Annotated in this window: 26 protein-coding genes, 1 tRNA gene and 1 pseudogene; 20 read left to right on the plus strand and 8 right to left on the minus strand. The window is 43.0% G+C overall.

The features are described from left to right. Nucleotides 1-56 precede the first annotated feature (56 nt). Nucleotides 57-455 carry a hypothetical protein gene (locus tag U0035_RS05155; RefSeq protein ID WP_162817725.1) on the plus strand — a complete coding sequence of 133 codons (399 nt, stop codon included), beginning with the start codon at nucleotides 57-59 and terminating at the stop codon, nucleotides 453-455. 426 nt (nucleotides 456-881) lie between these two features. After that, nucleotides 882-1,898, plus strand: coding sequence for a TQO small subunit DoxD (locus tag U0035_RS05160; RefSeq protein WP_114788970.1), 1,017 nt, complete (start codon nucleotides 882-884; stop codon nucleotides 1,896-1,898). A gap of 518 nt (nucleotides 1,899-2,416) precedes the next feature. Here U0035_RS05160 and U0035_RS05165 read toward each other — a convergent pair. Continuing rightward, nucleotides 2,417-2,797, minus strand: coding sequence for a response regulator (locus U0035_RS05165; RefSeq protein WP_162817726.1), 381 nt, complete (start codon nucleotides 2,795-2,797; stop codon nucleotides 2,417-2,419). Between the two features lie 519 nt (nucleotides 2,798-3,316). On the opposite strand from U0035_RS05165, the gene U0035_RS05170 reads away from it, so the two are divergent. Together U0035_RS05170 and U0035_RS05175 are read left to right on the plus strand one after the other, a co-directional pair. Then, nucleotides 3,317-3,790 (plus strand): 23S rRNA (pseudouridine(1915)-N(3))-methyltransferase RlmH, encoded by a 474-nt coding sequence (locus U0035_RS05170; RefSeq protein ID WP_114788972.1) that lies wholly within the window; start codon nucleotides 3,317-3,319, stop codon nucleotides 3,788-3,790. Nucleotides 3,791-3,797: 7 nt separating this feature from the next. Further along, nucleotides 3,798-4,175, plus strand: a complete 378-nt coding sequence (locus tag U0035_RS05175; RefSeq protein ID WP_114788973.1) for a hypothetical protein — start codon at nucleotides 3,798-3,800, stop codon at nucleotides 4,173-4,175. 454 nt (nucleotides 4,176-4,629) lie between these two features. Here U0035_RS05175 and U0035_RS05180 read toward each other — a convergent pair whose 3' ends face one another. Both U0035_RS05180 and U0035_RS05185 read right to left on the minus strand, forming a co-directional pair. Continuing rightward, complete coding sequence (locus tag U0035_RS05180) at nucleotides 4,630-4,890, minus strand: GIY-YIG nuclease family protein (RefSeq protein WP_114788974.1); 261 nt, start codon at nucleotides 4,888-4,890, stop codon at nucleotides 4,630-4,632. Between the two features lie 60 nt (nucleotides 4,891-4,950). Further along, nucleotides 4,951-5,024 (minus strand) — tRNA-Asp (locus tag U0035_RS05185). A 91-nt stretch (nucleotides 5,025-5,115) separates the two neighbouring features. Here U0035_RS05185 and U0035_RS05190 point away from each other — a divergent pair. Then, nucleotides 5,116-5,634, plus strand: a complete 519-nt coding sequence (locus U0035_RS05190) for a HEAT-like fold family protein (RefSeq protein WP_114788975.1) — start codon at nucleotides 5,116-5,118, stop codon at nucleotides 5,632-5,634. A 293-nt stretch (nucleotides 5,635-5,927) separates the two neighbouring features. Here U0035_RS05190 and U0035_RS05195 read toward each other — a convergent pair whose 3' ends face one another. After that, on the minus strand, nucleotides 5,928-6,080 hold the full coding sequence (locus U0035_RS05195) for a hypothetical protein (protein WP_327138726.1): 153 nt from the start codon (nucleotides 6,078-6,080) through the stop codon (nucleotides 5,928-5,930). Nucleotides 6,081-6,186: 106 nt separating this feature from the next. On the opposite strand from U0035_RS05195, the gene U0035_RS05200 reads away from it, so the two are divergent. The 6 genes from U0035_RS05200 to U0035_RS05225 all read left to right on the plus strand — a co-directional run bounded on the left by U0035_RS05200 (nucleotide 6,187) and on the right by U0035_RS05225 (nucleotide 11,704). After that, nucleotides 6,187-7,635, plus strand: a complete 1,449-nt coding sequence (locus tag U0035_RS05200) for a serine hydrolase domain-containing protein (RefSeq protein WP_245957550.1) — start codon at nucleotides 6,187-6,189, stop codon at nucleotides 7,633-7,635. Nucleotides 7,636-7,699: 64 nt separating this feature from the next. After that, a complete protein-coding gene (locus U0035_RS05205) occupies nucleotides 7,700-9,196 on the plus strand; it encodes an NAD(P)H-hydrate dehydratase (RefSeq protein ID WP_114788976.1) in 1,497 nt (498 codons plus the stop codon). 76 nt (nucleotides 9,197-9,272) lie between these two features. Next, nucleotides 9,273-10,172 carry an NAD(P)/FAD-dependent oxidoreductase gene (locus U0035_RS05210; RefSeq protein WP_114788977.1) on the plus strand — a complete coding sequence of 300 codons (900 nt, stop codon included), beginning with the start codon at nucleotides 9,273-9,275 and terminating at the stop codon, nucleotides 10,170-10,172. A gap of 345 nt (nucleotides 10,173-10,517) precedes the next feature. Further along, on the plus strand, nucleotides 10,518-11,150 hold the full coding sequence (locus U0035_RS05215) for a peroxiredoxin (RefSeq protein ID WP_114788978.1): 633 nt from the start codon (nucleotides 10,518-10,520) through the stop codon (nucleotides 11,148-11,150). A gap of 10 nt (nucleotides 11,151-11,160) precedes the next feature. Continuing rightward, nucleotides 11,161-11,475, plus strand: a complete 315-nt coding sequence (locus U0035_RS05220; RefSeq protein ID WP_114788979.1) for a thioredoxin family protein — start codon at nucleotides 11,161-11,163, stop codon at nucleotides 11,473-11,475. Further along, entirely contained in the window at nucleotides 11,456-11,704 is a 249-nt protein-coding gene (locus U0035_RS05225) for a DUF6952 family protein (protein WP_114788980.1), read from the plus strand. Before U0035_RS05220 ends, U0035_RS05225 begins: the two co-directional genes overlap by 20 nt. A 57-nt stretch (nucleotides 11,705-11,761) precedes the next feature. Here U0035_RS05225 and U0035_RS05230 read toward each other — a convergent pair whose 3' ends face one another. Continuing rightward, the gene (locus tag U0035_RS05230; RefSeq protein WP_114788981.1) at nucleotides 11,762-12,262 is read right to left on the minus strand and encodes a phosphoribosyltransferase family protein; all 501 of its coding nucleotides are present in this window, start codon (nucleotides 12,260-12,262) and stop codon (nucleotides 11,762-11,764) included. A 248-nt stretch (nucleotides 12,263-12,510) separates the two neighbouring features. On the opposite strand from U0035_RS05230, the gene U0035_RS05235 reads away from it, so the two are divergent. The 3 genes and pseudogenes from U0035_RS05235 to U0035_RS23070 form a co-directional block, all read left to right on the plus strand. Then, nucleotides 12,511-13,827 (plus strand): 4Fe-4S dicluster domain-containing protein, encoded by a 1,317-nt coding sequence (locus U0035_RS05235; protein WP_114788982.1) that lies wholly within the window; start codon nucleotides 12,511-12,513, stop codon nucleotides 13,825-13,827. 61 nt (nucleotides 13,828-13,888) lie between these two features. Beyond that, complete coding sequence (locus tag U0035_RS05240) at nucleotides 13,889-14,368, plus strand: hypothetical protein (protein WP_114788983.1); 480 nt, start codon at nucleotides 13,889-13,891, stop codon at nucleotides 14,366-14,368. Nucleotides 14,369-14,398: 30 nt separating this feature from the next. Beyond that, nucleotides 14,399-14,488: pseudogene (locus tag U0035_RS23070) on the plus strand (hypothetical protein); the annotation flags it as partial. Nucleotides 14,489-14,502: 14 nt separating this feature from the next. Here U0035_RS23070 and U0035_RS05245 read toward each other — a convergent pair. Together U0035_RS05245 and U0035_RS05250 are read right to left on the minus strand one after the other, a co-directional pair. Then, complete coding sequence (locus U0035_RS05245; RefSeq protein WP_114788984.1) at nucleotides 14,503-15,192, minus strand: LysE family translocator; 690 nt, start codon at nucleotides 15,190-15,192, stop codon at nucleotides 14,503-14,505. A 9-nt stretch (nucleotides 15,193-15,201) separates the two neighbouring features. Further along, a complete protein-coding gene (locus tag U0035_RS05250; RefSeq protein WP_114788985.1) occupies nucleotides 15,202-15,858 on the minus strand; it encodes a protein-L-isoaspartate(D-aspartate) O-methyltransferase in 657 nt (218 codons plus the stop codon). 157 nt (nucleotides 15,859-16,015) lie between these two features. Here U0035_RS05250 and U0035_RS05255 point away from each other — a divergent pair, with 157 nt between their 5' ends. The 6 genes from U0035_RS05255 to purU all read left to right on the plus strand — a co-directional run bounded on the left by U0035_RS05255 (nucleotide 16,016) and on the right by purU (nucleotide 22,896). Next, the gene (locus U0035_RS05255) at nucleotides 16,016-17,146 is read left to right on the plus strand and encodes a glycosyltransferase (protein ID WP_114788986.1); all 1,131 of its coding nucleotides are present in this window, start codon (nucleotides 16,016-16,018) and stop codon (nucleotides 17,144-17,146) included. Between the two features lie 272 nt (nucleotides 17,147-17,418). Next, on the plus strand, nucleotides 17,419-18,441 hold the full coding sequence (locus U0035_RS05260) for a GHMP family kinase ATP-binding protein (RefSeq protein ID WP_114788987.1): 1,023 nt from the start codon (nucleotides 17,419-17,421) through the stop codon (nucleotides 18,439-18,441). Nucleotides 18,442-18,444: 3 nt separating this feature from the next. Beyond that, a complete protein-coding gene (locus tag U0035_RS05265; protein WP_114788988.1) occupies nucleotides 18,445-19,023 on the plus strand; it encodes a D-sedoheptulose-7-phosphate isomerase in 579 nt (192 codons plus the stop codon). A gap of 71 nt (nucleotides 19,024-19,094) precedes the next feature. Continuing rightward, nucleotides 19,095-20,744, plus strand: coding sequence for a glycoside hydrolase family 32 protein (locus U0035_RS05270; protein ID WP_114788989.1), 1,650 nt, complete (start codon nucleotides 19,095-19,097; stop codon nucleotides 20,742-20,744). Between the two features lie 18 nt (nucleotides 20,745-20,762). Next, complete coding sequence (locus tag U0035_RS05275) at nucleotides 20,763-22,049, plus strand: HAD-IIIA family hydrolase (RefSeq protein WP_245957552.1); 1,287 nt, start codon at nucleotides 20,763-20,765, stop codon at nucleotides 22,047-22,049. A 16-nt stretch (nucleotides 22,050-22,065) separates the two neighbouring features. Beyond that, nucleotides 22,066-22,896 carry a formyltetrahydrofolate deformylase gene (purU, locus tag U0035_RS05280; RefSeq protein WP_114788990.1) on the plus strand — a complete coding sequence of 277 codons (831 nt, stop codon included), beginning with the start codon at nucleotides 22,066-22,068 and terminating at the stop codon, nucleotides 22,894-22,896. 17 nt (nucleotides 22,897-22,913) lie between these two features. On the opposite strand, the gene U0035_RS05285 is transcribed toward purU, so the two are convergent. Beyond that, the gene (locus tag U0035_RS05285; RefSeq protein ID WP_114789680.1) at nucleotides 22,914-23,447 is read right to left on the minus strand and encodes a GNAT family N-acetyltransferase; all 534 of its coding nucleotides are present in this window, start codon (nucleotides 23,445-23,447) and stop codon (nucleotides 22,914-22,916) included. Between the last annotated feature and the right edge of the window lie 13 nt (nucleotides 23,448-23,460).

Here is a 23,460-nt window from a genome sequence, read left to right on the forward strand (position 1 = left end):
AAAATTTAACCTGTTTTTACAACAGTAATACTTTAGTAACACTATATTTGAAAATTGTGCAAAAAGCAATCCTTTATATCAGAAAATACAAACAACTTATCCTGGTTGGTTTACTGGTGTTTGGATTGGCGCCCTGCACCGTTAAAGAGGCCTGGTTATCCATCGCTGGTTTGGATTATACTAAACCACTCAATGGATCTAAAACCACCACCTCGGGTCAGCAATGCCAGTATAGTTATATAAGTGCGCGAAAGATGGACGTTCAGCAAAAGATACGCGTCAACAAAAAACTCCTTTCCAACTATCTACCGGGCAAAACTTACACGACAACAGCAGCAGAAATCCGCTCCCGGGATTCCTTCTATTTCAGGGCCAATAGCCCCCCTATCTATATTTTATATAAACGTTTAAAGCTGGGTATGGTATTGCATGGGTGCAATACACATCTTCGCTAAAGTCATGCCCGCCCGTGCCGGTACGCCTGCCTGACCGGACGGGCTGGGACGGGGTGGCCTCTCCTAAATAGCAGAGACTTACCCGCGGCGAGCGCATCAGTCATTAATATATCGCTGCCCTGCAGTTTTACCGCATTTATGTCTATTCTTTTACTAATATATCGCAGCTACGCTGCTTTTATTATGGTGATCGTTGCCGCATAGCGGCATCGTATTAATGGAGGCCATAATAATTTGTTAGTTACCGGAGCTGCATAGCAGTGATATATGCTGAGAGGAATTGATACGGTCGCCCCGGAGACAGCCCCACAGGCTCAAAAGAACCTACAAAAGGAAGTATAGCATAAAGCGAGAATCTGAATGACACCCCGTAGTATTTACCAACGGCAATTTATCTCTTTTTACGTTTATTAAAATATCAGTTACATGAATTTGACTTATAAAGCAATGCCGGCTAACCCCGCCGGGCTTTTTACATTGGCCCTGCGCTGGGTGATCGGCTGGACCTATTTCTCAGCATTCTGGAGGCGGCTCATCCTGGAAAACAAACTCGTCCCTAATGAAGCCGGGTATATCGGCGAAAAGTTCAACCATTTTCTTCCTAATGCATTAGGCATCCGATCCCTTATCGAATACCTGGTTTCGCACCCGGAAGCCCTGCAGGGTGCTATGATCGCTTTTACCATTATAGAAGTCATTGTCGGATTACTGCTGATGCTGGGCCTGTTTACCAGGCTCATGAGCATCGGTGTGATGCTGCTTGCTCTTGGCATACTGCTGGGTTCGGGCTGGCTGGGCACTACCTGCCTGGATGAATGGCAAATAGGTGTGCTGGGCATTGCGGGGGGCTTTACTATATTTCTGAGCGGCAGCAGCGCTTTTTCGCTGGACCACTACCTGGCCCAAAAGAAGCACCCTATAAGCCAAAAGAAATGGTTTACCTGGGCCGGCTCAGGTGCATTGCCGGTTGGCCGCCTGCGTCCCCTGGTTTTAATAATATCCCTGCTGATAGCCGCCTTAACACTGTTCACCAATCAATATTTCCATGGCGGCGTTTGGGGAAAGCTCCATAACAAATCTGTTAAACCCAAAGTAGAGATCTCCAACATCCGCTATACTGAGGGGGAGCTGAGCTTGCAGCTTTTCAGAACGGAAGGCGCCGACGTATATGGTTCTTTTTTGATTGGCATAGCCCTGCTCAATGACCGGGGAGATACCATCCGATCACTAGGGCAAAAGGAGTTATCACAGTTTCCACCGAAAAAGATCAGGAATCATTTTGTTGCCAAAATCAAACCGGGAAAGCATAGTTTAATTTTACCCCTGGGCGCCAAAGCAAACCTGTTCATTCCGGCAAAGGGTTTGAATGCTTATCAGAAATATATCATCCGGCTGACCGACATCAGCGGGATAAGCTGGGAAGAAGGTTTTAAGATCGATTGAATATTATTTCAAAAACAGTCCCGTCATTCATCATAAAACAGTCCCCGGGTTAGAAACCCCGGGGCTTATCTACATTGCTTGCCAAAACAGCCACTCCACCTAAAAACCGGCTTATGAATAAAAAAAGATGCTGCTGGTCGCTCGTTGCAATCATCACTACCTCAACATACCTTTTCCTGCAGTGCAATAAAGCGAAGAGCCGGGGCATAACAATCAGTAAACAATAAGTATGCCTAGTCCCATTTGCTTATTCTCGTCCATGTGTCAGTGGCTTCTCCAGGCTTATTGCATTACAATCAGACACAGGCGTTCTTTCTTCAGCATCATCGGTAATAGCTCTCTATAGTTGACCGAAGAAAGCAGCTGGGGAAATCAATGGCACAATATATAAAAGCGGCTTTGCTGATTTTAAATCAACAGCCAGCTTTAACTTTTGTAGCTATCCCGACAAAAAGAAGTGAGATGAGAGATACGCTGTCACAGCTGCAAATCAATCTATAGCATCCTTTGATTCAACACTACAATGACTCTTCAATAACCGGAGTAGTCCTGCTTGCATAAAAGTCAACCCGGTCGCGAATATAATCAATACTAAAAGGCTTATTAATAAACTCGTCGGCCCCGGCGTCCATAGCGGCCCGGGCAATATCTGCCGTCGCTGAAGTTATCAGTACCGGTACCTGGTTGAACTGCGTATGATTTTTAATATACTTACACAATTCTAACCCGTTATAACCCGGTAGCCGGTAGTCAACAATGAACAGATCGGGAATAGCGTTGAGGCCGGTAAGAATGACGTCTCCGTGTTCCAAACTGGTCACCCGATAATTTTCTTTAAAAAGGATATCAAAAATTTCCAGAATGCCAGCATCGTCTTCTACTACAATTATTTGCTTCATAACACAACATTTTAAAGCATTTTCATCATCCCGGTGACCGGTGAAAATGCAGGTGCCAATACACACTAAGAGCATGCATTACCACAGTTAATAAAAAGAAGCTCTGGATTAATAGAAGGTGTGCAAAATCGGTTTGGGCGGGAATCTGGTTCCTAAGAATGAAGAGCGACCCATGTCTTTGATCTTATCGCGATACAAATCCCTATGCATTGCGGTTACATAAAGGTACTCTTATTATATGACAGTGAAGAATAACCTTACACACTGTGATTTGCTTTAGAGCACTTATGATCTGCGACATTAAACCACTGGAAATAAGCAACGTCACAAAGGGCGAATACTCAGTGTATTAGCAAAGCAGCAGCCTGCTTCGTGCCCATCAATGTTGCAAACCCGCCTGCGTATTCATTAGGCCTTGCTAAACTTAAGATAGTATCCAGACCCTGAGCCCCTAACTTTGCCGTATGGATATGAGGCATTTTTTTATTCGCAACCCACTCCTTTAATTTATATATTGATATGAAAATCTTTTTCTGGTCTATTGGAAAAAATCATGACACTTATGTAAAATCGGGTATCGAAGACTTTTCCAAAAGAATTAACAACTATTTCAAGCTGGATTGGGAAATTATTGCTCCGCTAAAAAATGCCGCCAAAATGAGCATAGACGATATCAAAAAAAACGAAGGCGAATTGATCTTATCCAAAGTTCAAAAGGAGGATTTCCTGGTTGCCCTGGATGAAAGAGGCACGCAACTCAGTTCGGAAGGACTGGCTCAGCAAATACAGCTATGTGCTAACAACTCCAGTAAAAGAGTTATCTTTTTAATAGGTGGCGCTTTTGGTATACATGACGCTGTGCTAAACAGAGCCAACTTTAAATGGAGCTTATCAAAACTGGTATTCCCCCACCAGCTGGTAAGGCTGATATTAGCTGAACAAGTATATAGAGCCTGCACCATTTTAAAAAACGAGAAATATCATCATCAATAAGTACCCGTTGAAATACCGCATCATTATTTTATTAAGCTTTTTTGCAGGTAGTTTGATCTCGCTGGCAAGCCTTATCATCATCAGGGAGCAACAGCCCCATCCTCTGCACACCCACCCCGGTAATGATATGGTAGGCTTAGCTTATGGCCTGGCTGTTGGCTTTAATATAGTGCTGGCGCTTTGTTCTTTACCTTCCTTGCTGGCGCCGGCACGGGTAACAAATAAAGCATGGCTACCAGCTTTGTTACTGCTCGGTCTGCCCTTAGCTTTCACCCTATATAGCGCCATTGGACTGGATGCTTATGCGCTACTCTACTGCTTACCTTACCTGCTGGTAAGTTCTGTTTTATTCATCTTTCGTGTCAGAAAAGAGAGGCGCTTATAATCGCCCTTCATCATTACCTTGTGCTTTAAAAAAGAAGCTCCGATATGCGTTATGATACCTATAATACCGACGTAAAGGAGGGAACCATTTATAGCTACCCATTTAATAAATACTACAAAATTATATCACTAAACAGCTTCGCTGAATTTCGCGCAAAATACTCAAATCTCCTACCTATATTTCGCATACCGGTCCGTGACCAAAGCAAATAATGGCTGGCTTCAGGTTTGCTAACTTTTGGAGCAATTGTATTGCGTTGACGATAGGAAGTGAACAATCCCCCAATTTGAATTGATCCCCAAATATTCAACTTGATCCATGTAAATACATAGTGAGGCATCAGGAGGGGTGTCTTTAAGAGTTATAAAGCAAAAGGCTCCGATTACTCAGAGCCTTTTTGCGGACCGGACGGGACTCGAACCCGTCCCGGCTCAGCCGGGACCGTGACAGGCCCTTAGCCTAAAAGATTGGTAGGCTGCGTAACCAGCCATTCGAAATACTCTTTCTTGCATTTCTTTAATTCCTTTTCTCTTATAAGAGCAGATTTTTTGTCCGAATGCAATTCAACATAAATCAACACCCATGGACATTTTGACGATGTAAATGTTGATAGTCCTTCATTGTGCTCGCTAATCCTGCGCTCATAATCCGCTGTATATCCCTTATAATAAGTGCCGTCTTTCAAACTTTTGATAATATAAACATAGTGAGGCATCAGGAGGGGTGTCTTTAAGGGTTATAAAGCAAAAGGCTCCGATTACTCAGAGCCTTTTTGCGGACCGGACGGGACTCGAACCCGCGACCTCCGCCGTGACAGGGCGGCATTCTAACCAACTGAACTACCGATCCTTTCAAATTGGGAGTGCAAATATAGGAGCGTAAAAATTAATAGCCAAACAATTTTAAAAAAATTTTTCTACTTTTTTTTTATTTTGGCGCTATGAACCTGAATATACTATTACAAAGAGGCTACTCAAAAGAACAAGCAGATGAAGTGGTAAACTGGGTAAGCGATAACCAAAAACACTTCGATGAACTGCTAAGCGTCTTTCTTACACATCAGGACTACCGTATTGTTCAAAGAGCTGCGTGGCCTTTAAGTTATGCAGCCATTAATCAACCGCAGTTGATTAAAAAACATTATAAGAAAATTATAAAGCAACTTAATGCTCCGGGGCAACCTGCTGCAGTAAGAAGAAATATACTACGCATATTCGATCAGCTTCCCGAAATACCTGAAGATTATCATGGCGTGCTCATGGATAGTTGTTTCCAATATATAGCCGATCCGGATGAAACCATCGCAGCGCAGGCTTACGCATTAGGTATACTCGAAAAGCTCACTAAACTGTACCCGGAAATATTATTCGAGCTAAAGACAATAGTAGAAGTAAGAATGCCCAATGCCGCACCTGCTTTCCGATCAAGGGCCAAAAAGATTTTAAAGAAAAAATCGTAACACATAAAGAAACTTCAATGAAGTTAAGCCATTCGTCGGCAATTTTACAAGCTCAACCTAATCATTTTCCATCATCTCTTAATGCACATAGCCCGTTTGAACAACTGCTTGACTCGTTTTTCCGGCGCTAATTCAGACTCCGTATGAGGCGCACAAACCCAGTTTCTTTTCTTTGATCCCGGCAGAGGCGCAGGCACATTTCATGGGCGGATTCTTTTCATCGCAACCGGAGCTAATTTCTGCCAGGTAAGGGATTATGGTACTATTGGCTAAGGCACGTCCTACCTATCTCATTAATAATGCATCAGCCGATCGGGGTCAGATGCATATAACTTCTTTGTACATATTCCCACCCATTTACCAAACGCCTCTTTACCACTGTCTTTCTTTACGGCCAGTTTACTAACGAACAAAGATGTTATTTCGTATTCCTTTCGATAATCCAACCGGGGTCTTTTCCTTTTATAGCTTGTTAAAATCGCGAAATATTTATTCAGATAGGAGAATTAAAAAACCGATACAATTACATTTGCAGGCTTAAAAGGAAATATATTGAGAAGATTTATTGTTTTCGTTGGCCTGGCTTTTATATTGATTGCCTGTAAATCAGGCTCTTCCAGCCCTACACTCAGTAAGGAAGATTCTACAGCCCTGGGCATTGCACTCCCAGCTCCCGAAAAATTAAAAGAAGGTGAGCTCGTCCTGTACCAAACAAAACTGAATGAGCTCTTCGACAAGCAGCTGATCAACCGTAATTTCAACGGTGCGATATTGGTTGCCAAAGGTGGGAACATTCTGTATGAAAAATATGTGGGATTTACAGATCCCAAAGCAAAGATCACTCCAATCACCGACAGCTCCTCTTTCCACCTGGCTTCGACCAGCAAACCCTTTACCGGTGTTACTATTTTAAAATTAGTACAACAGGGAAAAGTGCATCTTACTGACGACCTCGCGCAATACTTCCCAGGCTTTCCTTACCCCGGTGTAACAGTAAAAGACCTGCTCAGCCATAGAAGCGGCCTGCCCAATTATTTATATATCATGGAGGACAAGGAGAAGTGGCCTGCTCAAAAAATGGTTACTAATAATGACGTGCTTAATTTCCTGATACAATATAAGCCGGCCCTTAGTTATCGTACCGGCGCCCGTTTTAGCTACTGTAACACCAACTATGTATTGCTGGCTTTGATCATTGAAAAAGTAACCGGTACACCCTACCCACAATACCTCAGCGAAAATATCTTCAGTCCCCTTGGCATGAAACACACTTTCGTTTACACACCCACCGATAGCGGACGGGTGATGATGTCTTATAAACCATCGGGCGTCATATGGGACCAGGATATTTTTGATCATACTTACGGCGACAAAAATATTTATAGTACACCCCGCGATATGATGAAATGGGATGCCGCTTTATACAATGATGCATTCATCAGGCAAAGCCTGCTGGACTCTGCCTACCAACCGCTTAGTAACGAAACGCCGTCTACACACAACTATGGCCTGGGCTGGCGTTTATTAAACCTGCCCAATGGCAAAAAAGTGATTTATCACAATGGTAAATGGCATGGATTCAGCCCGGCTTTTGCCAGGCTAACTGACGAAAAAGCCGTGATCATTATTCTGGGCAACCAGTATAATACTAATATTTATAAAGCAGCCAAACTGGCTTATAATGTATTTGGAGATTACATGCAAAATGATACACAGGCGGAAGAAGAGCCCACTATTACACCTCAGCCGGTAGCCGTGCAAAAGAAAAAGCCTGTATCACCACCGCCGGCTAAAATTGTAAAAGAGGCTCCCCAAAAAAACAACAAGATAAAAGCAGCCACCAGACCTAAAGTTGTAGCAAAGCCAAAAACAACACCCAAAGCAAAAGCGCCCGCTACGAAACCTGCAGCTAAAACTACTAAAGTTGTGAAGCCAGCCACTAAAAAACAAACGACTACCACATTAAAAAAGACCGAACCGGTCAAAAAGAAAAAAAGCTAGTTAAGCAGGATGGTCTCATAAGCATTAGAGCGCTTTATTTATCTTTAATGCTCAACTATAGGCCATGAAATTACTCAATGCATCTCAAATAAGGGAATGGGACCAGTATACTATCCAAGACGAGCCCATCAGCTCCATTGATCTTATGGAAAGAGCCGCAAGGGCTTGCCGGGATTGGATTAGAAGGCAGTTTCCGACACATTCCTTTGACATCTTCTGCTGCACGGGCAATAATGGCGGAGACGGCCTGGCTATTGCGAGACTATTGATGCTGATGCGGATTCCTGTGAAAGTATTTATAGTAAACGCGGCCGGCAAAGCAAGCCGGGATTTTACCACCAATCTTGAAAGACTAAAAGCAATTCCCGGGGCCAATATCATCGAATTGACTTCCGGAACCTTCCCCCCTCCGCCTGATCCGTCAGCGATCATAATCGATGCCTTACTGGGGACGGGCATCAACAGACCCATAGAAGGATTTACGGGAGAGATCGTTAGCTTTATCAATGCTCAGTCTAACAAAGTAATTGCCATTGACATGCCTTCGGGATTGCAAAGCGACACCTATTCAGGCACTACCCCTATTATTCAGGCCAACCACACTTTGACCTTTCAAATCTTTAAGCTGGGCTTGCTGATGCCCTGCAATGCGGGGCATTTCGGACAGGTTCACGTACTCGATATCGGTCTGGCCCCCGCATATCTTACAACAGTAGAGTCCAAGTATGAATTAACAGAAAAGACGCTATTTGCTTCTTTTTATAAAACCAGGGAAAACTATGCGCATAAGGGTAATTTTGGGCACGCTCTTATAATAGCAGGAAGCTACGGTAAAATGGGTGCGGCCGTTTTAAGCACTAAAGCCTGCCTGCGAAGCGGTGCAGGACTGGTAACCGCACATGTTCCGGGCAAAGGCGTCAACATTATCCAAACCAGTGCTCCTGAGGCAATGTGCCAGACAGATCCCGATGGAGAAATGATTACCACGATCCAGTATCCGCTTAAAAGTTATTCAGCCATCGGTATCGGGCCAGGCACAGGCACTCACCCATCCACACAAAAGCTACTACAACACATTTTTAACAGCTATTCCCAGCCCCTGGTACTGGACGCAGATGCGCTGAATATATTGTCTGAGAATAAACCCTGGTTAAACCTCCTCCCCGAGAATAGTATCATCACGCCTCACCCCAAAGAATTCAGCCGCCTTTTTGGCGAGCAATCCAACGACTTTGAAAGAATAGAAACAGCGCTTGAGCAGGCAAGCCACCTGAAGATCATTATTATATTAAAAGGTCATCGCACATTTATTGCAACGCCCGCCGGTAAAGGCTATTTTAATACAACGGGTAATGCAGGTATGGCCACCGGTGGCAGCGGCGATGTATTAACAGGCCTTATTACAGGTTTGCTTGCACAAGGTTATACGGCGGCTGAAGCAGCTATCATGGGCGTTTACCTGCACGGCCTGGCAGGTGATAAAGCTGCTGCAGTTTATGGTATGGAGGCTATGATTGCCGGTGACCTGGTAAAAAAATTAAGGTTTCCAGCTTTTGAATAAACAGCATCATTAATAAATTTATTGCAACTATGTTGCATTTTTTAATTTTATCAGCTATCTTTGCTTAAAGACAGTTATGGAAAATTTTGACGTTATTATAATCGGGGGCAGCTATGCCGGCTTATCTGCAGCTATGACCCTGGGCCGCTCTCTTCGCAATGTTTTAGTAATAGACAGCGGGTTACCCTGCAACCGGCAAACACCGCATTCCCATAATTTTTTAACAAGGGATGGTGAAACGCCGAAAGCAATAGCTACCATAGCCAAAGAGCAGGTACTGCAATATCCTACGGTCCAATTTATAGAGGGTATTGCCACCAACGCCCAACGACTCGAAAACGGTTTTGAAATTACTACGAAAACACAACAATCGTTTACAGCAAAAAAGCTGATTATCGCTTCAGGGATTCATGATATTCATCCGGATATTAAGGGTTTCTCTGAAAGCTGGGGTATTTCTGTTATTCATTGCCCCTATTGCCACGGGTATGAGTTTCGTCATCAGCAAACAGCTATTATGGCTAATGGAGAAAGAGCCGCTCACCTGGCCATGCTGGTGCGCAATCTTACGAACCAATTAACTATTTTAAGCAACGGCCCTGCCGCTTTTGAAACAGACCAGCTAGAGAAATTCGGGAAACATAATATATCCATTATTGAAAATAAGATCACAACCATACAACATGTAAACGGCCAGGTGCAACACCTGGTTTTTGAAGATGGAAGCATACAACCATTTGATGCGGTATATGCCGCCATCCCATTTGTTCAGCATTCTGATATTCCATCGCAGCTGGAATGTGAGCTAACGGAGCAAGGGCATATCAAAACAGATAGCTTTCAAAAAACCAGTGTACCGGATGTTTTTGCCTGCGGCGATAGCGCTTCTCCTATGCGATCTGTTGCTAATGCCGTATATACCGGCAATATGGCCGGGAGTATGATCAATGCGGAGCTTTGCAGGGAGCTGTTTTAAAATCAAATTATTATTAAACCATTTAGGAATTAAGGACATTAAGTGTTCAATGATGAACGTTATACCCAATCTTAACGATCCTTAACTTGTTATTTTTTTTAACTCAAATAAAAAACTGAGAATAGTTTAAAATGTTAGGGCTTCAACTCCTGCATACCCATTGCCAAAAGCTATAATAAATTAAATAAAAATAGATTTTATCTATACCATTATTAATAATTCCAATAGAGATTTTGATGGAAAATGTTTGATGCAACCGGCGATTGAGATACTTTTGCGCCGTCAACGATTTGCCGCCATAGTGAGAAGATCATTATTGATTTTTAATTTATAAAACTTATACAAATGGCATTAACAGGCAAAAAAGCGCCTCACTTTATCTCGGGCGCAGTGATCAATGGCGAAGAGATCGTAGATAACTTTTCACTAGACCAATACCTGGGCAAAAAACACGTCATCCTGTTTTTCTATCCAAAAGATTTTACTTTCGTATGCCCTACCGAAATTCATGCATTCCAGGAAAAACTGGCTGAATTTGAAAAAAGAAATGCAGTGGTAATCGGTTGCTCAACCGACACCGAGGAAACCCACCTGGCCTGGTTAACTACTCCAAAGGAAAACGGTGGCATTGAAGGGGTAACCTACCCTATCATAGCAGATGCCGCTAAAACCATTGCGATGAATTACGGTGTGTTAGCCGGTGAATATTTCTTTAATAATGATACAAGGCAGTGGTCTTTCAACGGTGCTCCCGTAGCCTTCCGTGGTACTTTCCTGATTGACAAAGAAGGCATCGTGCGTCATGAGTCTATTAACGATTTGCCGCTGGGCCGTAATATAGACGAATATCTTCGCCTGCTGGATGCCCAATTACACGTGGAGCAATATGGCGAGGTTTGCCCTGCCAACTGGGAAGAAGGTGAAGCTGCAATGAAAGCGACTAATGAAGGCGTTACTGAATATTTTTCAAGAAACTAAAAGAATATTGATGTTAATAGAACTGGAACAGGATAACCTGGAAGCAATTGTTGCACAGCATCCTAAAGTGGTAGTGCAATACTCGGCCGGCTGGTGCGGTAACTGCCGTTTAATGAAACCGAAATTTAAAAGACTTTCGGGTGAGCATGAATCTACCGTGTTCGTGATTGCCGACGCTGAAAAGTTCCCTTTAAGCCGGAAGCTGGCTGCGGTTAACAACCTGCCTACCTTTGCCGGCTTCAATAACGGTACGTTGGTAAACCAGGTACAAACAAATAAAGAAGACCAATTAAAAAACCTGATCAATGAAGTTACCGGTAATTAGACAGATACAAAGGAACTGCTCTGCAGAGCAAATAGAAAATGCAATAGCAGTGCTGGAAAGCATTAGTGAAGCATCTTCTATTAAAGAAGATGAATTAGATGTGATAGGCGAACTGATCTCTAATTGCTGTGGTGCATTGGAAGTACATGAAATGGTAGCAGCAGGGGAAACAGAGAAGGACGCTTTGAACGGTTTTATGAAAAAAGTGATGGGGTCGATCGACCAATAAATATCCGGGATATTTTTACAGCCTGCACTTTGATGCAGGCTGTTTTGTTTTATACATTTATGCGAGATAAGCTCCCGTAATATGATCACCAGTGGCTTCTACAATAATATGCTCCTGCAAAGTAGTAGCCAGCGATAAGCCCTTATAGTTGGCGCTGATCGGATATTGGGTATGAGAACGCTCTACCAATACAAGGGTCTGTATTTTTTTGGGATGAAACGCTAAAAAAGGTTTAATCGCATATAACAAAGTTCTCCCGCTATTGGTCACATCATCCATAATGATGATTACTTTATCATCAAAACCGCCTTTCGCGCTCAGTTCAATTTCCTCAGGCTTGGATTTGTCCAATTGTATAGTCAGCAATTCAACTTTTACCTCAGCGAATTTCTTTACGATCTTTTGTAATTTTTTTGCCAGCAATACACCTTTCTCCTCTATACCTGCAAACACCAGCTCTTTTTCTTCGATATTATTTTCAATAATCTCCAGTGCCAGGCGGTTTAATTTCTTTTCTATAATATCGCTCTGTAAAATATATCTTTTCTCCTTTGCCATTTTTCTGTTTTAAATATTCAATTAACAGCCCTGCTATTCTATTTCGATATAAAGCGCTCTTAATCTTCGTCAACAAAAATATAAATACTCATCAACATGGCGTAAATTAGCAATAAAGTTGTTTAAACATTCTTATTTCATCAGAAAAAGCTGTTAGTCAGAGCCCGACCAGTTGGTTATATCTGGAAAAGCTACCTACAGTGTTTTTATGCAGGAGGTTGAATGAATCGATAACTAATTGATCTGCCATGGAAATAATACAACAAGTTTTATTCGCGTTACTGTTGGGGGTTGCCTTGTTTCTCTTTTCAAGAAAAGCATTTCAGATACGCCGCAACATCCATATTGGCCTGGACGAAGAAATAACAGATAACCCCGCGCAGCGCTGGAATAATGTATTGCTGCTGGCATTGGGACAAAAAAAGATGTTTCGCAATCCCCTTGTAGGCATATTACATTTTTTTGTATATGCGGGATTTATTATTATCAATATTGAAGTGCTGGAAATTGTACTGGATGGCATACTCGGCACGCACCGGTTGTTTGCCGGCTTCCTGGGTGGTTTGTATACCTTCCTGATCAATGCATTCGAAATATTGGCTTTCTTGGTGATCGTGGCTTGTGCCGTATTCCTGGTTCGGAGAAATATTGTACGGATCAGACGGTTTACCAGTAAAGACCTCGATGGATGGCCCAGGAGCGACGCCAACTATATTTTAATCACAGAGATAGTTTTGATGAGCCTGTTTTTGACCATGAATGCATCAGACACGCTATTACAGGATCGCGGTGTAGAACACTACGCGGCAGCTAATACAGGTAATTTTGTTATTTCGCAGTACCTGCAACCCTGGCTGGACCCCTTAAACAATGCAACATTAGGGTTTATTGAAAGACTCTGTTGGTGGTTGCACATAGCCGGCATTTTAACTTTCTTAAACTATCTGCCTTACTCCAAACACCTGCACATTATCCTTGCCTTCCCTAATGCCTATTACAACCGGTTAGAGCCCATGGGTAAAATGGAAAATATGCCCGCTGTTCAAAACGAAGTATTGTACGCCATGCAACCGGAGCTGGCTCCCGCCGATGCTGCCCCTCCTGCTAAATTTGGTGCAAAAGATGTGATGGACCTGAGCTGGAAAAACCTGCTGGATGCCTATTCATGCACCGAATGCGGCCGGTGCTCGGCAGCCTGCCCTGCTAATATGACGGGTAAGAAATTGTCTCCCCGAAAAATAATGATGGATACCCGCGACCGGGCCGAAGAAGTAGGAAACAATATCAGCATAAACAAAGAGTTTAAGGACGACGGCAAAAGCTTGCTGCACGATTATATAACAACAGAAGAGCTAAGAGCCTGCACTACCTGTAATGCCTGCGTGCAGGAATGCCCCGTAAGTATTAACCCGCTGGATATTATTTTACAATTGCGCCGCCAGCTGGTAATGGAAGAAAGCAATGCACCACAGGAATGGAACGTCATGTTCAGCAATGTTGAAAATAATTTTGCGCCCTGGAAATTCAGTCCCGATGACCGGGATAAGTGGACAGAAGCCGTTTAGCAGCTTTAAGATACATATACAAATCGATATGGAAAACGGCTGCTGATGGCATCTAAACTGTATGACAAAATGGAAAATACTGAACGGGATAGCCTTTATAGTATTGTGGTCAGCAATAGTAACCAGCTACTATGGTTTTCTTTATCCCGCACCCTTCGCCCCGGCTTCCCTCGTACAGCAGGTTGAGTGGAAATCATTTTTGCTCTTGTACTTTGCGTTACTTTTACTAGCTTTTACGTTCAGCCTTATCGGCTCCGGATTATACGCTTTTCAAAAAAGCTTTTTAAAGATATTATTGACTTTACATATTGTTGCTATAATGAGTATAGGCATAGTAGCAGGTATTACACTGTACAATAAAAGAAGCGGCTTAAAGGAGCTTTTATCGGATACAAAACAACAGGCCGCGCGCGATATTCGGGCTGATGCCATCTATTATATTTCGTATGGACTTCCTCATCCTGACAGCAACTACTTCAAAAGGGATAGCATTATGGCCAAATATGGCATACACCATACTTCCACCTGTATCATAGACTAGTTTAATGCCGAAAGAGATGCTTATTATGAACAGTTAACACAGGACTACCTTGATCAGAGAAATGGTAAAAACTGGAAGGCCAAAATGCAAAAGGAATTAGCGCAATACCCCGCTCATTGAAAACAATAACATTCTTAATGATGTGCCGGGTCTTCTCTCTTTTCCTCCTCGTCATGTATCTTTTCGACGACATTTTTCTTTTTGATAAACATCCGCCACATTTGAACCAATGCGGTGACGACGAAAATACCCGCAATTACATAGTTCATTACGGACTGGTTATTCTGAATTTTTGAGGCAATCAGCCGTCCGCCAAAAATAAAGAGGCTATTCCCAATCAGCGTTCCAATACCAATACCTATCGTGTAAAAATTAAAATGATGCTTATTGGGCAGTAATATCTTTTTTGTAAAGAGAACGGTGCTCCAGCCGAACCAGAAAGGGATCTGCATGGGGTTTACTGCGCCCATTGTTATTCCCAACAAGTAAGAAGGTAAGTTATTATTGAGGATGATGTTCTTATTTTCATGAGGGTGTGCCGCTGCTATAAAGCTGGTAACAGCCAGGGCAACGACTATCAACAGGGTTAACCATTCAAGTAGTTTAAAGATCTTTTCCTGCTTTCTTACCCAATCCATCGCAAGCAGTGATATTCTAACGTAAATCATCTCCGCTGTAAGCGCTCCTAACGAAAACAACATGGCACTGCGCACTGACTCTGTTATAGCAATCTGCATAGCTGCTATATTGAGCGTACCTAGCGGTAAAGTGCCCAGGAAGCTCACTAACATTCCGGTAAAAAAGATGCGAACCGTTCCTTTCATCAGCAAGTATTAAGCATTTTTACCTTGTAACATAGGAACAAAAGAGAAATTATCAAAATATTCTACTTCTATTCCCTGTTCCAGTTTGGTAACTCTTCGCATCTGTTGCGCGGCTCCGTTATTTACAGGGATCACCATTTTCCCCCCCACCTTCATCTGCTCGATAAGCCGGGGTGGTATCTCAGGCGCTGCGGCCGTAACAATTACCTTATCAAAGGGACCATAAGTGGGAAGTCCCTGGAATCCATCTCCGTAAAAAAACTTAATGTTAGGGTACTGTTTCAGATAAACAAATAATTTATTTTCATCAAACAGTTTTTTCTGGCGTTCAATGGTAAATACTTTGGCCCCCAACGCAGCCAGTACAACCGCCTGGTAAGCACTACCCGTGCCTATCTCCAGCACTTTGTCATTCTTTTGAATTTGCAGCAATTCGGTTTGATAGGCCACTGTGTAAGGCTGGGAAATCGTCTGGCCTTCGCCTATCGGAAAAGCCTTATCGACATAAGCGACATCTAAAAACGCAGAATCGAGGAAAAAATGCCGGGGCACATTGTTAATGGCTTCGAGTACATTTTCATCCTTTATCCCCTTTTCCCTAACGGTATCTACGAGCTTCTTTCTAAGCCCTTTGTGCCTGTAGCTATCTTCTAAACTGCGCCTCATGCCGCAAATGTAACTGATAGTTGATAAGATTACAAGTTGGAAGATTGAAAAGAAAACGTTACTAATAACATAAAATATTGACAATTAAATCTCCCTGGGTTCTGTTTTTACCCGCCTTTTCGGCTTAACTCATTCAAATACTATATTTGCTACCGATATGGCTAAAGTAATTATTCTGGGTCCGGCACATCCGCTTCGCGGCGGCGGCATGACAACATTCAACCATCGCCTTGCTAAAGAATTTATTGCTATGGGCCATAGCTGCGTTATATATTCCTTTAGCCTGCAATATCCTGATTTCCTTTTTCCGGGGAAATCCCAGTATACCGATGAGCCGGCTCCTGAAAATATAAACATATATAGCGTCGTTAATTCCATTAACCCCCTGAACTGGCTTAAAGTAGGACAGCGTTTGAAAAAAGAACGCGCAGATATTATTGTAGTTCGCTATTGGTTGCCATTAATGGGTCCGGCATTAGGCACCATTCTCAGACAGGTTAAAAAGAATAAATATACAAAGGTCATCTGTATTGCCGACAATGTTATCCCACATGAAAAAAGACCCGGAGATAAACCCTTCACCCGTTACTTTCTCAAAGCCTGTGACGGCTTTATTACCCTGAGTGAAAAAGTACTAAGGGATTTAAGAACTTTTACAACCTCGAAGCAAGCAGTATTAGTGCAGCATCCGTTATATGATAATTTCGGGCCCATTGTTTCCAAACAATCTGCCAGGGAACACCTGGGCATACCGCCAACCGGTAAGATTATCCTGTTTTTTGGATTTATAAGGAAATACAAAGGCCTGGATATTTTGCTGCAGGCAGTGCAGCAACTAAAACCGGCAATACCTGATTTCAAACTACTGGTTGCCGGGGAGTTTTACGAAGATGAAAAGGGGTACCAGGAATTAATTGACCGGCTGGACATCAGGAACCAATTGATCCTGAAAACCAACTTCATTGCGGACAGTGAAGTAAAGTATTATCTCTGCGCGGCCGATGTGCTGGTACAGCCTTATAAAAACGCTACTCAAAGCGGAGTCACCCCCCTGGCCTATCATTTTGAAAGGCCCATGATTGTAACGAATGTGGGTGGTTTGCCGGCGTTGGTGCCGCATGGAAAATCAGGGCTGGTTTGCGAACCTGATCCTGCATCAATAGCACATGCTATAAAAGAATTTTACGAATTAGGAGAAGATCATTTTATTCCACATCTTCGCAGCGAAAAAGTAAAATACAGCTGGAAAAATATTGTGGAAGCGATCTTCACCTTATCTGAACAGTAACCTATTGTTTTTTTAATTTACTATGATTGAAGTTGCAAATAACTATTGGGGTTCACATTTTACAACTGTCTATTCAGCGATAGAAATGCTTTTAACTTATAACAGCAATTTCTGGAACGTAAATTATCGTGCGTTAGTAACCAGCTCGCAGAGAGAAATACGGGAAAGACCTGTTGCAAAATTGTCCCAACACCCGTCTTAATCGCAGGTTACCGGTCAGCAAGTTTCTCCGAGAACTATTTGAACAGAAAAAAATCACCATTAAAAAAAAAATGATACATAGAAGTAAAGCACCGCTTAGAATAGGTTTAGCAGGAGGAGGAACAGACGTAAGCCCCTATTGTGATGAATTTGGGGGAGCGATATTAAATGCGACCATTTCGTTGAATGCTAATGCCACTATAGAGTTACTGGAAAGTGACCAGATCGTTCTGGAGGCTTTTGACCGGAATGAAACAGCTACTTTTAGCTGGGACCCAACCTTGCCGATAGATGGACATCTTGATCTTTTAAAAGGTGTATACAACCGTATACAAAAGGATTACCCTTTTGAAAAAAGAGGCTTTAAACTCAGCACATTCGTAGACGCTCCGGCAGGATCAGGGTTAGGCACTTCATCTACACTGGTAGTTGCTATAGTAGGCGCTTTTACAGAAATGTTGCAACTTCCCTTAGGAGAATATGACATTGCCCACTACGCTTACGAGATAGAAAGAACGGATCTTAAACTGGCAGGTGGCCGTCAGGATCAGTACGCTGCTACTTTTGGGGGGGTTAATTTTATGGAATTTTACAGCGGCGATAAAGTAATCGTTAATCCCCTCCGGATCAGGCAGCGTTACCTCGATGAACTGGAAAATAACCTGCTCTTATACTATACATCTACCAGCAGGGAATCAGCCAAGATCATTGAAGAGCAAAGCAAAAATGTAACAGAAAAAAAGCAGACTTCTATTGAGGCGATGCACCAGTTAAAACAGCAGGCCCAAATGATGAAAGAAGCCTTACTTAAAGGTCAGTTGCATGAAATAGGCCATATACTGGATATTGGATTCGAGCAAAAGCGTAAAATGGCCCAGGGCATTAACAATCAATTGATAGACGATATTTATTACGCCGCAAAAGAAGCAGGCGCTACCGGCGGGAAGATCAGCGGCGCGGGGGGCGGCGGATTTATGATTTTTTACTGCCCTGGTAACACCAAATATAAAGTGCAACAAACCCTTGATCAATTTGGTGGTGTTAACCGCAACTACCAATTTACTAAACACGGATTAAAAACCTGGAGTGTATAAACCATGAGTAATCAAATAAAAGAACTAATACAATCGTCCATTACCACCAAACAACTGGTATTGGAAAATGAAGAACTGATCCAAACAGTTAACCGGGTAACAGATATTATTGTTACTGCCTTCAAAAATGGAAACAGCGTCTATTTCTGCGGCAATGGAGGCAGTGCGGCTGATGCGCAACATCTCGCTGCCGAATTCAGCGGCCGTTTCTATAAAGACCGTAAAGCCTTACCTGCAGAAGCGCTGCACTGCAACACCTCATATCTTACTGCAGTGGCTAATGATTACAGCTTCGATGTGATATATGCACGCCTGATACAGGGCCTGGGCAAACCTGGCGATATCCTGATTGGTCTGAGTACATCCGGGAATTCAAAAAACATTGTACAGGCATTTGAAACGGCACGCGAAAAACAAATGACCACGATAGGCTTTACAGGTTTAAGCGGTGGATCGATGAAAGCATTCAGTGACCACCTGGTTAATATACCTTCTACAGATACCCCGCGTATACAGGAATGCCATATGTTACTGGGTCATATTATTTGCCAACTGGTAGAGGAAAAATACTTTGCTGAATAGCCTCTGAGGCACTCATTCCACCTCACAGTCCCTCATAATTTAACTTCAATACCATAACAACACAAGCCTATATGAAAAAAATTTCTATGCGATTACTCCAGGCAGGATTACTGCTTGGTATTAATGCAGCGGCTTATGCAGCCGATACAACCATTACAATTACTAAAACTTACCTGAACCTGCCTGTATCACAAAAAGCCGATAGAAAACAAATGCGGTTTGAAACAGGCGGCAAACAGGAGCGGTTTTTTAAGATCCGCCTGGCGGATACAGAGCCGGAATATTGGGTCTTTTGCGATGTAACCCATCTCAAAGGGAAAACGATCACGATCAAATATGAGGGTAATTCTGCCGGCATTAAACAGATCTACCAGGATGATAAAATAGCCGGGCAGGATTCTTTATACAAGGAACGGAATCGTCCGCAATTTCATTTTACGACACGCAGAGGCTGGATCAATGATCCGAATGGTCTTATTTACTTCGACGGGGAATATCATTTATTTTATCAACATAATCCGTACGAAAAAGAATGGGAAAACATGCATTGGGCACATGCCGTGAGTACCGACCTGGTACACTGGAAAGAACTGCCGCTGGCATTAAGTCCGGATAGCCTGGGTACTATGTTCTCCGGCTCAACAGTAATGGATTATAAAAACAGTGCAGGATTCAATAAAGGAAGCCAGCCAGCTATGATTGCTGCTTATACTGCTGCGTCGGATCATAAGCAAACGCAATGTATTGCTTACAGCCTTGACAAAGGACGAACCTGGACCAAATACAAGGGCAACCCGGTTATTGACTCCAAAGAGAAATGGAATAGTGTTGACACCCGTGACCCAAGAGTTTCCTGGTATGAACCCGGTAAGCACTGGGTGATGGTTTTAAATGAAAGAGATGGCCATTCCATTTATACTTCTATCAATTTAAAAGATTGGACCTACCAAAGCCATACGACCGGTTTTTGGGAATGCCCTGACCTTTTTGAGCTGCCTGTTGATAATAAGCCCGGCCGAAAGAAATGGGTAATGCTGGGCGCCTCTAATTCTTATATGATTGGCAGCTTTGACGGTAAAAAATTTACGCCTGAATCAGGCAAACACTATTTCTCTACCGGATCTATTTATGCTGCTCAAACCATTACCAATATGCCTGATGCTGATGGCAGACGCATACAGATTGGCTGGGGACGTATCTCTCACCAGGGTATGCCTTTTAACGGCCAGATGCTGATGCCTACCGAACTGACCTTGAAAACCACAAAAAATGGTGTGCGGGTTTTCAGCAATCCTATAAAAGAATATAACCAGCTTTTTACTCCGCAGAATAAATGGACCAATATCAGCGCCCGGCAAGCTAACAATTATTTGAAGACTTATAACGATAAAGATCGTCTTCGCATTAAAACTACCATTCGCTTGTCACATGCTACCAGCGCGGGTCTTAGCCTGTTTGGCCAGCGGATACTGGATTATGACATGAACCACAACCTGGTAAACGGTGTCTTTTATTCCCCGGAAGATATGACCAGCATGGAGATATCTGCAGATATCTATATTGACAGAACCTCCATTGAAGTGTTCATTGACGGCGGTGCCTACTCCTACTCTATGGAACGCAGAAGCACAAAAGATAATAACGAAGGACTTCATTTTTGGGGAACGAATATAGAAGTCAAAAACCTGGAAGTGTTCGGGGTACAATCGATCTGGAATTAACTATTAAAACAATTAGTCGTGTCATCAGATATCAACCGGAATGTGATCGCATCAGGACCCATACAGGAGGCTATTATTTTAGCCGGCGGCCTCGGTACCCGCCTTCGATCTGCGGTTCCTGACCTGCCCAAATGTATGGCTCCGGTTGCAGGTCAGCCTTTCTTGTTCTATGTAGTGAACTACCTCCGCATGCAGGATATCAAAAAAATTATTTTCAGCCTGGGGTATATGCATGAGGTGATACTAAACTGGCTGCAACATGAATTCCCTACGCTCAGTTATGAATACGTAATAGAAGATGAGCCATTGGGAACCGGCGGCGCTATCCAACTGGCACTAGAGAAAGCTGAAACAGATAATGTATTTGTGGCAAATGGCGACACCCTATTTAAGTTTGATGCATCGGCGATGCTGGATCAACATCTTAACAAGAAGGCCGAATGCACGCTGGCCTTAAAACCAATGCAACAATTTGAGCGCTATGGCGTGGTTGAACTGAATGAGCAGGATACGATCATTTCTTTTAAAGAAAAACAGTACTATGAGTCGGGCCTGATTAATGCGGGGCTGTACCTGATCAATAAGCAAAAGTTCTTTGCAAGGAATTTCCCGGTTAAATTTTCTTTTGAAAAAGATTACCTGGAAAAATTTGTCGGAGAACATGTCTTCTCAGGGCTCAGCACGAATGCCTATTTCATTGACATCGGTATCCCGGAAGACTATAACCGGGCTCAATCAGAATTCAGCAAACCTGACCTGGATCTTGCTGCTATTGACAAAAGCTGGACCTTGTTCCTGGACAGAGACGGTGTGATCAATCACGACAACCCCGGAGGATATATTACCACAGCCGATGAGTTTCGCTTTACGGATGGTTCGCCTGAGCTTTTTAAAAAGCTGTCGGGTATATTTGGTCGAATTGTCGTGGTAACTAATCAGCGTGGTGTGGGTCGGGGTATTATTCAATACGATGACCTGATGGCAATGAACACCAAAATGCTGCAGGGAATTCAGGAAGCAGGAGGAACTATTGAAAAAATTTATTTCTGCACTGATACAGACAACCGTTCTTTTGGAAGGAAGCCCAATCCCGGTATGGCTGTACAGGCAATAAAAGATTTCCCGGATATTGACGTCAATAAATCTGTTATTGTTGGGAACAGCCTGAGCGATATGAAGTTTGGATGCTATACAGGAATGTATACAGTCTTTGTAACAACCACTAACAAAGCAGTATCTTTTCCTCACCCTGACATCAACCTGATATTTGAAGATTTAAGTAGCTTTGCCGCATCTTTGAAATAAAACTCAATCATCACTAATGGTAATATTATTGCAGTGTAGCGATCGTGTGGGCCTGGTGGCCGATATATCATCAGTAATGGCAACAGCCGGACTGAACATCATTTCTATGAAGGAGTTTGTAAACGTGGATGAAAACCGCTTTTACATCCGCCTGGAAATACAGGGCGATACTGATACGGCGCAACTACAGCAACAACTCAAAGCCCGCCTTCCTGATGACACCGAGATCAGCATCAGACCCTATGAAAAAAAGAAGATAGCTATTTTGGTAACTAAAGAACATCATTGCCTGGGAGATATACTACTAAGAAATTATTTTAATACCCTGGGTGCAGAAGTGCAGTGCGTTATCGGCAACTACAATAACCTGGAAGCCTTAACGACAAAGTTTGATATCCCTTTTCATTGCATCAGCCACGAAGGAAAGGAAAAACATGCTTTTGAACAGGAGATACAGGAAGCATTGGCTGCCTACGAATTCGACTACATTATACTGGCTAAATTCATGCGCATCCTTTCCCCGGAATTCAATTCAAAATATGCGTCAAGGATTGTAAACATCCATCACTCATTCCTGCCGGCATTTATAGGCGCACATCCTTACAAACAGGCATATGAGCGTGGTGTCAAACTGATCGGTGCCACAGCCCATTTTGTTACTAATGTTTTGGATGACGGCCCTATTATTGCACAACAAACCATATATGTCAATCATACCCATTCTGTAAAAGATATGATACGCCTGGGCAGGGAAATAGAAAAATCTGTGCTGGCGAATGCACTGCAATTGGTATTACAGGATAAAGTGCTGGTATATCATAATAAAACGATCGTATTTGAAAACTAATGAACGGCACCACGTCTCTACCTGTTTAAAAGCGCATACAGGTCCAGGCTGATAAATCGGCCATTTTTCACTTCAGCATCCTGCTGGGTTCCTTCCAGCACGAAGCACAGCTTCTGCATTACCCGCTTACTATTATGATTAGCCGTTTCTACCACGGCTTCGATGCGGTGTATTCCCACTTTAGTGAAGGCATGGTCACAGATAAGCCGGGCAGATGACACCATAATTCCACGTCCCCAATATTCCGGCAACAACCAGAAACCGATCTCGGCTTTACGATGCACTTCTGAATAATTGTTGAACCCGCAGGCGCCATAAAACCCATTGCCGTCTTTAGATACAATGGCCCACCAAACGCCACTGCCCTCTTCCCGGATTTGTTGATACCATTCCATCTGAGCTTTGGTTTCCGAGCGTGTTTTATAGCTGATACCATAGTACCTGATCACATCTGGATGAGAAAGTCCCTGGTAAATTTGATCCAGGTCTGATGATACAATAGGTCTTAGGAGGATATCTTTGGCAGACAATTCAGGGCAGCTGATTTTCATGTTCCTTTCTTTA

Source organism: Niabella yanshanensis (assembly GCF_034424215.1).
GTDB classification, from domain to species: domain Bacteria; phylum Bacteroidota; class Bacteroidia; order Chitinophagales; family Chitinophagaceae; genus Niabella; species Niabella yanshanensis.